This is a genomic window from Natrinema zhouii (assembly GCF_013456555.2).
GTDB lineage: Archaea > Halobacteriota > Halobacteria > Halobacteriales > Natrialbaceae > Natrinema > Natrinema zhouii.
Genome location: NZ_CP084885.1, coordinates 113,715 through 126,539, shown reverse-complemented (window position 1 = coordinate 126,539; position 12,825 = coordinate 113,715). Strand labels below are relative to the sequence as shown.

13 protein-coding genes and 4 pseudogenes are annotated in these 12,825 nt (G+C 55.8%); 11 read left to right on the top strand and 6 right to left on the bottom strand.

Annotated elements, in window-relative coordinates; all coding sequences use genetic code 11:
- Positions 1–6 precede the first annotated feature (6 nt).
- Positions 7–174, bottom strand: a pseudogene (locus HYG81_RS44800) (FAD-dependent oxidoreductase); the annotation flags it as partial.
- Positions 175–252: 78 nt separating this feature from the next.
- Between HYG81_RS44800 and HYG81_RS44795 the strand changes: the two are divergent.
- Positions 253–630 carry a winged helix-turn-helix transcriptional regulator gene (locus HYG81_RS44795; protein ID WP_226778713.1) on the top strand — a complete coding sequence of 126 codons (378 nt, stop codon included), beginning with the start codon at positions 253–255 and terminating at the stop codon, positions 628–630.
- A gap of 6 nt (positions 631–636) precedes the next feature.
- On the opposite strand, the gene HYG81_RS44790 is transcribed toward HYG81_RS44795, so the two are convergent.
- On the bottom strand, positions 637–957 hold the full coding sequence (locus tag HYG81_RS44790) for a hypothetical protein (protein ID WP_226778712.1): 321 nt from the start codon (positions 955–957) through the stop codon (positions 637–639).
- Here HYG81_RS44790 and HYG81_RS44785 point away from each other — a divergent pair.
- The gene (locus HYG81_RS44785) at positions 941–1,240 is read left to right on the top strand and encodes a hypothetical protein (protein WP_226778711.1); all 300 of its coding nucleotides are present in this window, start codon (positions 941–943) and stop codon (positions 1,238–1,240) included. The two genes, HYG81_RS44790 and HYG81_RS44785, sit on opposite strands and share 17 nt — an antisense overlap.
- Before the next feature lie 404 nt (positions 1,241–1,644).
- Here HYG81_RS44785 and HYG81_RS44780 read toward each other — a convergent pair.
- Positions 1,645–3,396: pseudogene (locus HYG81_RS44780) on the bottom strand (transposase); the annotation flags it as partial.
- Positions 3,397–3,500: 104 nt separating this feature from the next.
- Here HYG81_RS44780 and HYG81_RS44775 point away from each other — a divergent pair.
- The 3 genes from HYG81_RS44775 to HYG81_RS44765 all read left to right on the top strand — a co-directional run bounded on the left by HYG81_RS44775 (position 3,501) and on the right by HYG81_RS44765 (position 6,524).
- Complete coding sequence (locus tag HYG81_RS44775) at positions 3,501–3,848, top strand: DUF7964 domain-containing protein (RefSeq protein ID WP_226778710.1); 348 nt, start codon at positions 3,501–3,503, stop codon at positions 3,846–3,848.
- A gap of 1,255 nt (positions 3,849–5,103) precedes the next feature.
- The gene (locus tag HYG81_RS44770; protein WP_226778709.1) at positions 5,104–6,015 is read left to right on the top strand and encodes a ParA family protein; all 912 of its coding nucleotides are present in this window, start codon (positions 5,104–5,106) and stop codon (positions 6,013–6,015) included.
- The gene (locus HYG81_RS44765; RefSeq protein ID WP_226778708.1) at positions 6,015–6,524 is read left to right on the top strand and encodes a DUF7970 domain-containing protein; all 510 of its coding nucleotides are present in this window, start codon (positions 6,015–6,017) and stop codon (positions 6,522–6,524) included. Before HYG81_RS44770 ends, HYG81_RS44765 begins: the two co-directional genes overlap by 1 nt.
- Positions 6,525–6,625: 101 nt before the next feature.
- Here HYG81_RS44765 and HYG81_RS46040 read toward each other — a convergent pair whose 3' ends face one another.
- Together HYG81_RS46040 and HYG81_RS45670 are read right to left on the bottom strand one after the other, a co-directional pair.
- Positions 6,626–7,081 carry a hypothetical protein gene (locus tag HYG81_RS46040; protein ID WP_425607586.1) on the bottom strand — a complete coding sequence of 152 codons (456 nt, stop codon included), beginning with the start codon at positions 7,079–7,081 and terminating at the stop codon, positions 6,626–6,628.
- Positions 7,041–7,832: a tyrosine-type recombinase/integrase gene (locus tag HYG81_RS45670; RefSeq protein WP_425607585.1), complete on the bottom strand. Its 792-nt coding sequence runs from the start codon at positions 7,830–7,832 to the stop codon at positions 7,041–7,043. The genes HYG81_RS46040 and HYG81_RS45670 overlap by 41 nt, the downstream gene beginning before the upstream one ends.
- On the opposite strand from HYG81_RS45670, the gene HYG81_RS44755 reads away from it, so the two are divergent.
- The 3 genes and pseudogenes from HYG81_RS44755 to HYG81_RS45665 all read left to right on the top strand — a co-directional run bounded on the left by HYG81_RS44755 (position 7,749) and on the right by HYG81_RS45665 (position 10,505).
- Positions 7,749–8,468 (top strand): IS4 family transposase, encoded by a 720-nt coding sequence (locus HYG81_RS44755; protein ID WP_226778707.1) that lies wholly within the window; start codon positions 7,749–7,751, stop codon positions 8,466–8,468. The genes HYG81_RS45670 and HYG81_RS44755 overlap by 84 nt on opposite strands.
- A 416-nt stretch (positions 8,469–8,884) precedes the next feature.
- Positions 8,885–10,141: pseudogene (locus HYG81_RS44750) on the top strand (aminotransferase class III-fold pyridoxal phosphate-dependent enzyme).
- A complete protein-coding gene (locus HYG81_RS45665; protein ID WP_340674462.1) occupies positions 10,104–10,505 on the top strand; it encodes a winged helix-turn-helix transcriptional regulator in 402 nt (133 codons plus the stop codon). The pseudogene HYG81_RS44750 and the gene HYG81_RS45665 overlap by 38 nt, the downstream one beginning before the upstream one ends.
- Positions 10,506–10,568: 63 nt before the next feature.
- On the opposite strand, the gene HYG81_RS44740 is transcribed toward HYG81_RS45665, so the two are convergent.
- The gene (locus tag HYG81_RS44740) at positions 10,569–11,264 is read right to left on the bottom strand and encodes a class I SAM-dependent methyltransferase (protein WP_226778705.1); all 696 of its coding nucleotides are present in this window, start codon (positions 11,262–11,264) and stop codon (positions 10,569–10,571) included.
- Positions 11,265–11,655: 391 nt separating this feature from the next.
- On the opposite strand from HYG81_RS44740, the gene HYG81_RS44735 reads away from it, so the two are divergent.
- The 3 genes and pseudogenes from HYG81_RS44735 (at position 11,656) to HYG81_RS44725 (ending at position 12,738) form a co-directional block, all read left to right on the top strand.
- Positions 11,656–12,027, top strand: coding sequence for a DUF4383 domain-containing protein (locus tag HYG81_RS44735; protein ID WP_233289950.1), 372 nt, complete (start codon positions 11,656–11,658; stop codon positions 12,025–12,027).
- A 98-nt stretch (positions 12,028–12,125) separates the two neighbouring features.
- Complete coding sequence (locus HYG81_RS44730; protein ID WP_226778703.1) at positions 12,126–12,347, top strand: DUF8129 domain-containing protein; 222 nt, start codon at positions 12,126–12,128, stop codon at positions 12,345–12,347.
- A 55-nt stretch (positions 12,348–12,402) separates the two neighbouring features.
- Positions 12,403–12,738: pseudogene (locus HYG81_RS44725) on the top strand (hypothetical protein).
- Positions 12,739–12,825: the final 87 nt, after the last annotated feature.

Below are 12,825 nucleotides of genomic sequence, written 5' to 3'. Positions count from 1 at the left end.
TTCGGGGAGGTGCTTGCTCGGCACACAGCCGACGTTCACGCACGTCCCGCCGAGTGGCAGTCCGGTGTTCACCATCGCGGTCGAGAGGCCGCGCTGGTCGGCCTCCGTGATGGCCGCGAAGGCCGCTGCACCGCCGCCGAGGATCACGAGGTCATACGAGCGGGAAGTCGTCATGTTCGCCTATAGTTTGTGACGCGAAGTTATTATATTGTGGAGTCCAAAGCTATGGAGTAGGTTGGAGGCCTCAAAGTAATGGCAGACGCTACTTCCTCACCGGAGCCGACGTGCGACGTGGACGGGACGTGTTACTGTCCACTGACGGGCGTGATCAACACGCTCAGTCGAAAGTACGCGATGCAGTTGGTCAGCATCATCGGCGCCCACGACTCGCTTCGCTTCGCCGAGATCGAAGATCACCTCGCGAGTGCCAGCACCTCGACGATCTCGAAGCGATTAGACGAGTCCGAGGAGGCAGGACTGGTTTCGCGGACACAGTACAACGAGATTCCGCCGCGCGTGGAGTATGCGCTGACGGAGGAGGGTCACGAAGTGCGCGAGCGACTCGAACCGCTGCTCGAATGGGCGTCAGAGACCGACGACGAGCCCTCAACGAACGATTCGCAGACCTAGTTTGCCTCAAAGCTTCTTTTCTGAGATGTCTTTCGAGGAGACGAATTCGCGGACGAGTTCGCCAAGTTCCCACGTGCGGTGGACATCGGCGAGGTTATGTTCCAAGACGGGGAGGAGGTCACCCCCGCGGTAGCGGGCGGCGGCGCTCCCCGAGTCCTCGAACGGATCGTACGGCCTGTCGCGGTACCACGCGTACTCATCGCGTTCCTCGAACAAGCCGGGTAGGCGGTCGTTCCGGTCGAACAGGAGGCTGTAGGAGCCGGTGAGTGAGTTGGCACTGTCCGATGCTCCGTACGCCGTGTGGGTCGTGTTGAGCCGCTTTTTCACCGGTTCCCACAGATCGGCGAAGCGGCGGATCAAGTGGTATCAGAACCGAGGCGGCATCGAGAACACGTACAAGAAGATCAAGGAGTTCGCCGCATGGACGACCTCGAAGGAGTTCGAGGTCAGATTGTTCCACTTCGGGTTCGCCGTTCTCCTCTACAATATGTGGTTGCTGGTGGACTTTCTCGTGCAGGTCTCGATGGAGGGAGAGGTGCGGTCGAAGCCCCGGATAACGGCCACGCGGTTCCGCGGCTTCCTCGACCGGCGGGTGAGCGCACTCCTGTAGCAGTCGCCCAGCGGGTTCGCTCGTCGGTAGAGGTATCTCAGACCATATCTCCCTTTTCGCCATCGTTTGCGTGGTGTTTCTCGGAATTTCCTGATTGGTCAGCTTCTGGCGCCGGCGTAATCGGCGATCCCGGACGTTGACCAGCCGAGAGGAGGGAACTGGCCTAGATTCCATGCACAACTTCGGGGCTATTCGCAACTACACACGTTTCTGGGATGTAGAGCGTCTACAAACGAGCTTCGGAGGAATCAAATAAAATCCGAGTAGAACTCTCTCGAATCCTATGTCGCAATCCTTGGTTCGCTAAGCAAGATGTGCCGAGCAGCGTCCAACACGCGATTTAGGAGATAGAACGCGAGTCCTGCGGCTTGCTGCAGGCGAGCGACACCGAGTGCTTTCCGCTTAGCCACCTGTCGGAGAGATTGACTGACCGCCCGGACGAATGTCCTGGCGGTCACGACCGGCGGCGACCTGATCTCGCGGTCTGTTCCGAGCTTCACCAAGTAATCGGTAAGCCTCCAGAGATTGTACAACAATGCTGCGAACGTGAAGCTGAACAACCGAACACGGTAGTCCTTCGAGGACGTCTTGGGAAGAAACGCTTTCACCGACTTGTACTGATTTTCGATATCCCAGCGTCGGCTGTAGCTGTTGGTGACGTGCATGATCTCGTCGGGAGCGACGTGATCACGGTTGGTCACGAACACGGCATAGCTTCCTTCAGCTTCCTCATCAGTCGCTGGTACGTACAGGAACTCTGCGGTGTGGTGGAGTTCGCCATCAATGGCGAACGGAACATCGTTCTTGACAGCGGCGTCAACTCCTTCTTTGCTCTTGATTTTCCCGATCGCCTCGTAATCGTCTTCGTACTTCGGCACTGGCGTCATGTACACAAGCCCGCGGTCGTGAATCGTTGCGTACACCTCGTTACTGTAGAATCCCCGGTCTAGGAGCACTTCGTCGAGATCGACGTACTGCTGGGCTGTGTCCAGCAGTACGTCAACCACATCCGCCTTCGAATCGGCTGGCGCGTCTTCTGGTTCCCACGCAGAGCGTTCCTTCACCGGCTCGATACCCAGGATGATTGGGACATCGTTCCCGACGATCGTGATCGTCGCGAACGTATACCCGTGCTTGATTTCACCGTCTTCTTTGTACCCGCTGACCATCGGCGGATACTCTGCTTTCGGGATTTTCTCGTCCTTGTCGATCCACGGCCAGACGTGGTAGGGAACGTGTGTGAAGTCGACGGCCGCCACGACGTGGCGGTCGTCGAATGGGTCCTCGTGACGAATCGTCTTGAGGATGTTTTCGGTCGCTGCGTTGAACGAGGCCATCACAGCCTCTCGGTACAGCTCGGTGAACGCGACGATATCCTCGATCTGCAACTCCTGAACGGAGCACGTTACTTCCTCGTCAGATGGCGTCGCAAACTGCTTGATTACTCGGAGAAACGTCGAGTCGTCACAGATTTCATTCTCCTCAAGAAACCAGCCAGCTTCTCCTTCTGAATGAGCGCTCCCCTGCGTGAGGCATGCGTTGGAGAACAGATCAAGGATCTGTTCGTCCTCATAGACCCTGTTGTCGGCTCTATCGGAGTCGAACTCGGCGAAGCCGTGTCGGCGAGCGAGTTCGACGACCTTACTCCCGTGCTCGCGCACGTGTGCGCGAGACACTGTCGAATCGGATTTACCGTCGCTTGCTTCCTTTTCATCCAGGTTAATTGGAATGAGTGCCTCCGAAATAACGTCGTGATCACGGGCTTCACGAGCTATTCCCTTCGCAGCGGCCTCAAGCGTGGTCTTGGTCTGCTCGCTGAATTGGTTCCAAGCGTATGAGAGATTCTGCTGAGTCGGCACCTTGTTCAAACCTAGCTGTTTCAGCAGTGCTGGACGGTTCTCAAGCCGATCTGCGACCTCGCTTTGGGCGAGGTCGTAGATCGTCTGGTAGATGTAGACTCGTGCCATTGACTCGGTTCCGAACGAGACTTTGTGCTGTTGTCGAGTGTCAGTTAGTCCATCCACGGGAATCGAGACGTTTCCAAGTACACGCCAGAGATGATCAGCTGTTTCACAGACTTTCTTGGCGTGGATGACGATCGCCCCCGCCAAAGCGGGGACATCGTCGTCAACTGCAGGAGTGATGTTAGATGCCATTAACAGTCAGTCCAGATACTGAAACCGAAGGAGAGACTCCCCATTAGGGCACCACATTGGACCCACGCCGAACGGTTATTTACGTGCCAAGAGCTACTTGGAGTATGGCTCAAGATGGATCCCTTGTTGAATCGCTTCCAGACCGCCCACTCAAGGATACTGAGCGTGACTCACTCGAACGACACGAGAGCATCCAGTCAATAATGCCTCAGACGACGAAATTTGATCCGGAACACGGGATGGTTATGGACACTGCGATGTTCATTGGCTACGACTGGGTGACAGCCGTGACCTACGAAGCAGGTCACGGCTGGAGGGTTGTCTACGAGAGCGGTATGGAAGATAACATCCTCTCAGATGGGTTTCTGCGAAGCGAGGAGCTCTACGAAGAGCATCCGATTCAGCAAGGAATGGACGCTATGAGCGCTGTTGCCTCGGAAGACGAAGAATAGTTTCTTTTTCAAACAGCTTCTCTGAGGACGATCGTAACGGGTGTCAGCTGTATGGTGGTTTGTAGAACTTGAGATCCCGAAGTTGTGACTACACCGCCACTCCCTGCATATAGCAGTACGCGGTTTATCTGGGACGTCCTAACTATTTGAGTCGAGGTGTCAGGTGACGTCGGCACGAAATACTTATAGATGCCTTTCGGACGACCAATATGAGCCCTCTTCGAGACCTTATTTAGTTTATCCACCAGCGATTCCGTGCATCAGCCGCAGCAGCCAGCGCAGCGCAAAATTTTCCCAGATGAGGAGTACAACGTGGCATATGCTGTTGCTGCCCGTCGCGAGGAACTCAGCGCATTAGAACAGCTTCTCGAAGGGGATCAGACCTCCGCGACTGCCGTGGAGTCTGAGCCAATTCTTTGAGAGGTGATTGACGAACTGGAACGTGACAGGGAACCATCTCTTCGCCTTCGTGCTTCAGGTGAGGAGCTCGTCGACGATCTTCGTGAATTAGCGGCGCAGTGGGACGAACAGATCGATGGTCAAATCGGTACGGTGTGGTGGCCGATCGGGGCGGATACCAGGTTTAGATTGTATCTTCACTACTGGAGCTCCGCGTAGACGCGGAGGACGATCAATTTTCGTTCCTAGAATCCGCTGGGCAGGGCATATGCTCGTTCAGTGGGGACTCAGTGTGATGGAAGACGATGACGACTCAAAGCTCGCAGTAGTTCATAAGCGAGATACCCCTTGGGAAGAACCGACAGAGACTGCTGATTAGTAGCCGTATCCGATATTTCTGCCTTTCTGGTGTGCGGAAGAGCTACTGATTAAACACTTGGAGTGGGTATCCCTTTTGTCATCGCAGGAGGATGAAGCGCTCTTTCTGGCCTGCATTTTCGCTGCTTGCGAGGCTGTTCTAATATACAAATCGAACTCATGTACACAATCCATACACCTAATCTATATGCCTAATATTACGTCTGGACGATGATCTACGGTGAAATACTACGTGAACCCAGTCTTAGCGTCTATATGCGCTTCTTATTCACATAATGTGTTAAACTAATGCGGATGAATAATCCAAATGTACGCTTCCTTGTGGGTGGCTGAATTCACTGGAATCATTATCATATATGTTAGGGGGATTAAATGGGCTTATTGATTAGGTAGATAGATTAGGTGAATGGATTAGACGAATGAGTTAGCCATATGTCTGACACACCTTTATTATGCGGACGAACGATCTGGAGAACATATGCCCATCACCTATACCATCTACTCGGAATCGGGGGGAATCCACAAAACTACGTGGACAGCGAACCTTGCCGAGGCTCACGCTCGACAGGGCTTCGATGTCCTCGTCATCGACCTCGACCACCAGGCCGCCAATCTCACCTACCTCTTCGATGTTGAGGTGGGTCGTGACGATCCCGATGCTGACAATCTCGTCCGACACGTCCTCGGACGACCAGGCGGTGACTTCGAGAACCTAATTCGCAGCACCGATGAGGGAGTCGACGTCCTCCCAGCGCACGATATGCTCGAGGAGTTCACCGAGCTTCTCCTCCAACGTGAACGTTTCGAGGAGAATATGGGTGACGAATTCAACCGCTACGAGCAACTCTATAACGTCCTCTGGGAGGAGAACAACGTCCAAGACGACTATGACGTAGTCATCATTGATCCGAACGCGCGCGCTGAGATTATGTTGTATAACGCTATCTATGCCACTCGTACTCTCGTTGCGCCCAGTAAACCCGCCGGGAAGGGCAACAAGAGCCTCGAGGGGCTCGCAGGACTCTTAGAGAGTATGAGCAAGAACCTTGGTATCGATGTCGGCGTCGCCGCAGTCATTCTCTCGGGAGCTGGTACAACCAGCACACACACCCGCTACATCGAAGAAATGGAAGATGAATACGGTATCGCTGCGACGATTAGCGAACGACAAAGTATGATGGACGAGATGTGGGATGCCCAAGGAACGGCGTTCAAAGTCGTCGAGGAAGCGTGGCACAACGGGGAAGCGGGAACCCGTCGCCTCCGCGAGCGCGAAGTCGAGACACTCGAGACCATTCTCGATATTGCCAGCTATCTCACCGATGAGTTCGGCGTTGAACCACCCCAAGAGCCGGAGCTCAAGATTGAGGATACGGAGGTGATGTCTTAATGACGGGATTGAAGAAGGGAACTGGGAGTCTCGATTTCGACGAGGAGTCTGACGAGGAGCCCGACGAGACGGATGACACCGATGCGTCCGAACCCGAGACGGAGGAGAGATCAGGAGATGCAGAGACGCAACCCGACACACAGACGGAATCCGACCCAACCACAGAGACTCCATCTCCCTCGGAGGAAATACCACAGGGCGAGACCCAATCACAGGCGGCGGCACAAGCACAGTCGGGCGATTTCGATATAGATGACCTTCCCTACCTCGTGCAACGGCAGATGCGCGGTGCGTCGGTGAACGCGGACCGGACGAAGCAACTGCTACTCGAGGTTCGTCCCTTTGTCAAAGAGGATGAAGAGGCGTTCCTGAACAATCTGCAAGACCTCGTCGGTGGCCCAGTTTACAAAGGCGATGCTCGCGAAGCTGCGATGGTAGTCGCACAGGAACACCCCGAACTCGTCGCTGAGAAACTTCGTGAGTGGGGGATCGAATATCTGGACAAATAACCCGCAAGCGTCGATATTCGCGGTCTCATCCGTCTCATAGGATCATCTTCGGAAGTGCGACTGCGACAAATCGGTATATAGCAGTAGCAGCACCGGCTGAGTTACTCGTCGACCGGGTGGGAATTTGACTCGTCGCTGGCGTCGTGTTGACCCCGCAGTTCTTGATCATGTTCGGCGAAAGCGACTTCAGCGCGTTCGGCCAACTCGCCCGCTTCGATGTGCGAGTAATGTTCGCGAACGATCTTTTCGGAGTTGTCTAAGTACCGCGCTGCCTCAGCGTGTCCGTACGCCCGGACGAGCACTTCACCGACACCACGACGAGCGCCGTGAGGGGCTAGATACCCGTGTTTATCGTCGAGGTCGATGCCTGCGTCCGCTGTGAGCCGTTTCAAGACCTCGCGAGCTCCGTGTGTCGTTAACGCGGGCGGTTCGATACCAGAGTTACTATGCAGTTCGAGAGGTGACGCCACGCCGTCATTCACTTTCTCTTTGCGGATAGATTCGACTTCAGCGGGTTCATATCCTCGGGCAGTCATCCTCTGGGCGAACGTCTTCACCAGTGTCGGGTAGTCCAGGGTCGGGAACACCGGGCGACTCCTCGCTGGATATGTCTGTGACGCTCTTCAGCCGCTCCAATGGAGGAACAGCAGGGTCCGGCAGAGGCCGGTCATCCCATTTCCCCGTCTTTCCGAGCACCTGGATGTTGTTGTCCTCGAAAGAGACATCCGACCACCGCAGGCCATCACGTCCGCGTCGATCGTCTTTTCCGTCGGCCAGGACCTCGGCGCCGCGGACCCCCGTGAAGCAAAGGACGTAGACGAGTGCCCGATCACGAGTCGCCTTGATCGTACCTTGGCGGTCCTCCGCGACGACGTTGATGGCATCGTGTGTCTGTTTGTTTACGTATTCCAGGAGACTCGCTCGATGCTCGGCCGACCAGGCCTGTTGTTCTCCACTCTTCCGGCCCGTGTCCTCGGGAAGTAGCTCTTTTGCCCGGCGTCGCTGGGCGATGTTCCCCGAAAGATAACCTTCGCGAGCTGCCCAGCCGCAAAATTCAGAGACGTGAGCGTAGTAATTCTGTACCGTGCCCTCGGTCCAGCCCTGCCGAGAGAGATACCGGGCGTACTCACGGAGATCACCCATGGACAGCTCCTCAAACGTCACCGATGACGACGAATGATCTTCCGCGAAAAATTCGATGAGACGATTCACCTCGCGTTCAGCGTGTCGTCGGTACTGTCCGCTCTCGCCGTCGCGTCCCTTCCCCTTGTCCGAGAGGTAATCCTCGAGAACGTCGACGAGAGGCACCGCTGCGCTGCGTTCGTCACCCGAGCGAGCTATCCCGAGTCAGACGCGTTTCCTGTCCTCGTCGGTGACGTCGAGGTCCACGAGGACCTCGACTCAGTGATCTTCGTCTTCGACAAGGGCTACGTCCACTATGGACGGTTCGCTGGCATGAAGAACGAAGACATGGACTTTGTCACGCCTCTCAAAGACAATGCGAAACACGAAGTCGTGGAACGAATCCACGACTTCGAACACGCACAGCCGGATGGCGAGGAAGTACAAGTTACTGACGAATACATCGAACTGGGAACCGTGAGACGGGAGTATCGAAAAGTCAGCATTATGCACGAAGATGATGACGACGAGATCTACCTCACGACCCTGTCTCCCGATGAATTCGATGCCTTAGAGATCGCGCTGATCTACGGAGTACGGTGGCTGATCGAGATCATGTTCCGCAAACTGAAACAGTACACGGACATCCAGAAATTCCACAATACGACACTGAACGGCGTCCTCTTCGAGTTGTATTGCACGTTTCTCGCGTACATCCTCGCCGACTACTATCGACGACAGTATCCAGTCCGCGGCGGAATGTCGCGGACGTTCCGAGTGATCCGCAACTATTGGAACCGACCACTCGGTGAGTACGGGTAGCTTCCGTTGGAGCCAACGCGTTTGCCGCCGCTCAGAGCGGCGGCTCCGGGCCACCTACCAGAGAATCCTGCGCTGCAGTCGGTCACCGCACTAACCTCGATCTCAGCAAACCATTTCTCGCTCAGATTCACCGGATGTATCGTTCTGACATCGGGGTCTACTGAGGTGGCTCTAAATACCCGAAACAGGAATAGTATAAGAGCGTCACTATGCAAGTGAGTCTCTGGACCCAGCCGTACTTCCCTAAAGGGGACTGGTGAGTAGCCGAACCGCTTCAGACCGCCCGAATCTCCCGTGTTTTTCGGCCTCATTCGAGTCGCGTTCCAGCCTCGCGGTACTTCGAGAACGAACGCTACAATGACCGGTCGCCGGTATTGCCACTCAATTGTGGGTCGAGAGGCAACAATGAATACAGAATGACCGATAGCTACGGTGCCGATTCTACATCTCGGCTATACGATCGAGCACTTGAGTCGCTCGTCGGCGGCGTCAACTCGCCAGTTCGGGCTGATCCACGACCAACGTCAGCGTTCGTCGACCATGGTGACGGTGCCCACGTCGGCGACACCGACGGACCGATGTACGGCATCCCGACCGAGGTCGAGGTCGAACTCGCCGAGTTCATCATCGACCACGTCGATAGTGTCGACCGACTCCGGTTCGTGAATTCCGGCACAGAGGCGACTGCTGCGGCCGCCCGACTCGCTCGGTGGCATACCGACTGCGACAAAATTGTCGTGATGCAGGAGGCTACCACGGCGGCCATGAATCGTTCCTCGTCGACGGCGACGTAGATGAACGGGAACCGAGTAGTGCTGGTGTTCCGTCCGCGTTCGCCGAGGAGACAATCCCAGTCCCGTTCAACGACGAGGACGCGATCCCCGATATCTTCGAGCGCCACGGCTCGGAGATTGCAGCAGTCCTCACCGAGCTAGCTCTGGGGAATCACGGAATCGTGCTGTCGGTCGAGGGCTATCACGAGACGCTCCGTGAGCGTGACGACTATGGTTCGCTACTGATCTTCGACGAGATCATCACCGGATTCCGGGTTGGCGGCCTGCAGTGGGCGCAGGGCAAGTACGACATCGAACCGGATCTCACGATGTTTGCGAAGATTATCGGCGGCGGATTCCCGGTCGGAGCAATCGGTGGCCGTGCCGAGGTCATGCAGGCGTTCACGCCGACGGGCGATGTCTTCGAATCCGGGACGTTCAACGGACATCTGGTAACGATGGTCGCCGGCCTCGAAACCCTACAGTTCGCAAAGGACCACGACGTCTATATGCACATCAACGATCTCAGCGAACGACTCCGAGCCGGCCTCCAGGATATCGTCGAGGAGCACGCTCCGGAATACACCGTCGCGGGAACGGATTCGATGTTCAAGCTACTGTTCACACATGACGAGCCCGAGACGATGGTCGACCACTGTTCGGCCGGCTGTAAACAGCGGCCGGACTGTCCACGGTTCGAACTGTGCCCGAAAACTGGTGCGGACGTCGCAGCCGGCGAAACCGATCGGTGGAAACGGATCTTCTGACCGGCGATGGCCGACCGAGACGTGTTGCTCACGCCGAATCAGTTCGAGAGCCAGTTCGTTAGCTTCGCGCACTGAGGACGACATCGATCGGACGCTTGAGGCGTATCAGACTGTCCTCTCGAAGTCGAACTGACGATGACCGGCACAGACGGTCGTTCAACCTCTCGATCACCCCTGAAAAATTACAGAGTCAAGCCTTCCAGAACCGACCGAGTGGAGCGGCATTTGGGAAGTCCTCGGCTGTAAGTGGACATTCCACATCCACCGATCACTTGCCTGCAGGGACGCACAGTTCAGTCAGGCCAAAAGCACTATCGAGGGGCTGCCAGCGAGTACTCTCGACGCGGTTGAAGAGCCTTCAGAAGGAGGACGTCGTCGTTCGAGTAGTGGATGAAACAGCGACGCTACCAACGGTCAGTTACGTCCTCACTGAGAACGGTAACGAAATCGCTGACGTCATCACCCAAATCGAAGCAAGCGAACAACGCTACTCGTAATCGAAACCGTCTCTAGAACGCCCTAACCTCTATATTGGACGATGAATGCTGGTTCTGCGCATCCTATGTAGCGTCGTGTACTGTCTTCTCTAATCGGCGACCAATGATGATGGCTGTGCGTTGGACAAAGTGTAGCTCACCATCCTGCCAAAACGGGCGAGCTCTGCTTAGATTCTCGTTTGCATCCTCTTTGATCAGCTCCCGAACCTCGTCAGCTCGGGAGTCCGGTGTTTGTGCATTACCGAGCCACTGTTCTACTTCTGGTATGAGGACCCCCGTCTTCACATTGTGGACCTCTACCCCGTTCTCAGTAAACAGCTCTATCAGACCGCTCAGCGAGAGAGCACGCACGTTTGAGAGGTCTCTGAGTTGTTCAAATCGGTTTTGGTAGTTTCCCCGTTCGGGATATTCACTCACAACGAGATCAGCGACACCGACAGTACCGTCTGGACGGCACACTCGCGCCATCTGCTGAAGAACCCGTGACGGATCTTCGAAATGGTGAAACGCGAGACGGCAAACCACAATATCGAACGTATTGTCGTCGAACGGCAGCATTTCAGCGTCACTTTTCTGGAAGTGAACATTCGGTATACCACGCTCTCGTCTCGTTTGCTCGGCTATTGCGAGCGGTGCTTCCATTAGATCGACCCCAACGACCTCATCGTATACGTCAGCGAACCCAAGCGCAACGTGGCCGGGTCCCGTCGCGACCTCAAGGACGCGTGCGTCGGGGGACGCATCAGTTGCTTGGATCAAGCGTCCACTTTTTCGGGGTCAGTGAGTGAGGCGTTTGCCGCGTAAGCAGTGGCTTGTTTTGTGAATTCCTCGCGGACAGTGCTTTTATGATTAGATGAATCCGGCATGGTGTAGTACTCTCTCGTAGACCGCTATTACTGCATAAATAACGGTTTTCTCGGTCTTCAATTGAACGCTGCTGAGAACTGATTCGAGATCAGTCCCTCGTAGGACGTCCGCAGCGAACCCGATCTGAAATGAGTATCGATGTTCTTCCCCGAAGCTATTCCCGTATTGGCGGCGAACACGGAATCGTATGTCTGGGACAGGTACGCTCCATGGCGAAGCACGGCAGACGGAGGGGAGACAGTCGTCCGAGATTCAAACTATCGTTCGGAGGTTCGGCGCGTTCATGCTCTCTGTCGGGATACTCGGGTTCGTCGGTCCTGCAGTCTGGGGTAATGATGACGACGGCCTCGTGAACCTCGAACCCGGGCTGTTTCTTGGCGAGTTCGCCATCAACGGACGCCATTCAGTGTTACACATACTGGTTGGTTGGCTCGGCTTGCGAGCTAGCCGGGACCCCGAGGCTGCTCGCCAGTACATGGGGTTCGGCACGCTCTTTTTCGGCGCATTTGCTGCTATCGGCTGGGAAGAGTTTGGATTTGAGCGCGGTGTTCACATGATCGGCGGGTTCGCTCTGGATGTCTGGTCGAACGTGGCCCATACAGTGTTCTCAGTGTTCTGCGTTCTCACTGCGATCAAGGCCGACTCGGAGCAATAATCACCACACGACGCGAAACGAGGGTACCTGAACTACTCTAACACTCTCAGTACGGCGCTGTTTTTTCGTCGCCTCAGTAGGAGCGGAGGCGACACTCAGTGAGTAACTCGTCAGAGCAGCTCACGGTATCGAGCGGTCTGTCACCAGAACAGCGTCTCGAACCAGCGAATACGCAACTCATCAACGCCGGCATCGTGACGATCAACGACATGGAAACGCTGCGAGCCTGCGTCGCCTACGAGAACGCCCACCAGCAGCGAGTCCAAATCCTTCGGCGTCTCGAACACCGAGCCAGCGATATCCGCTCACAGGAGGACTAAGCCGACGCTTGTGGGCAGTTTTTCGGGGCCTCCATTGGGTGGAGGCTCAATATAGATGAGCGTTCGACCAGAGATCGAGATTCAACAGCAGACCGCGTTCGGCGAGGGTGGCCAGCTCGAAGTCACCGAGACGAATGTCGAAACCTCGCTTGAGGACTTCGGTGCGGACGTGGATCATCGCGACCGTGATTCGCGGCTCGACCGGCCGGAGGCGAGTGAGTTCGGTGTCGACGATCGTCCATAGGTAGAACAATCATCCGAGGGTGACCAGTCGACCCTCTTCGCCGATACTGACGAGGATCAGCAGACGCTTGCCGGCGACAACGCGGCCGACCGCTGTCTCTTCGAGGAGAACCAACAGTCAGTTCGTTTGACTGGCTGTGTTGGTTAATCATTGGTGAGGAGCGCAATATCGACTCGTGAAACCAGTCAATACACGAATCAAGCGACTGCGGGCCTCCCGAACGCGGAGATACTA

Coding starts and splice junctions, on each gene's coding strand:
- HYG81_RS44795 (WP_226778713.1), top strand. CDS start 253: ATGGCAGACGCTACTTCCTCACCGGAGCCGACGTGCGACGTGGACGGG.
- HYG81_RS44775 (WP_226778710.1), top strand. CDS start 3,501: ATGGCTCAAGATGGATCCCTTGTTGAATCGCTTCCAGACCGCCCACTC.
- HYG81_RS44770 (WP_226778709.1), top strand. CDS start 5,104: ATGCCCATCACCTATACCATCTACTCGGAATCGGGGGGAATCCACAAA.
- HYG81_RS44765 (WP_226778708.1), top strand. CDS start 6,015: ATGACGGGATTGAAGAAGGGAACTGGGAGTCTCGATTTCGACGAGGAG.
- HYG81_RS44735 (WP_233289950.1), top strand. CDS start 11,656: ATGCTCTCTGTCGGGATACTCGGGTTCGTCGGTCCTGCAGTCTGGGGT.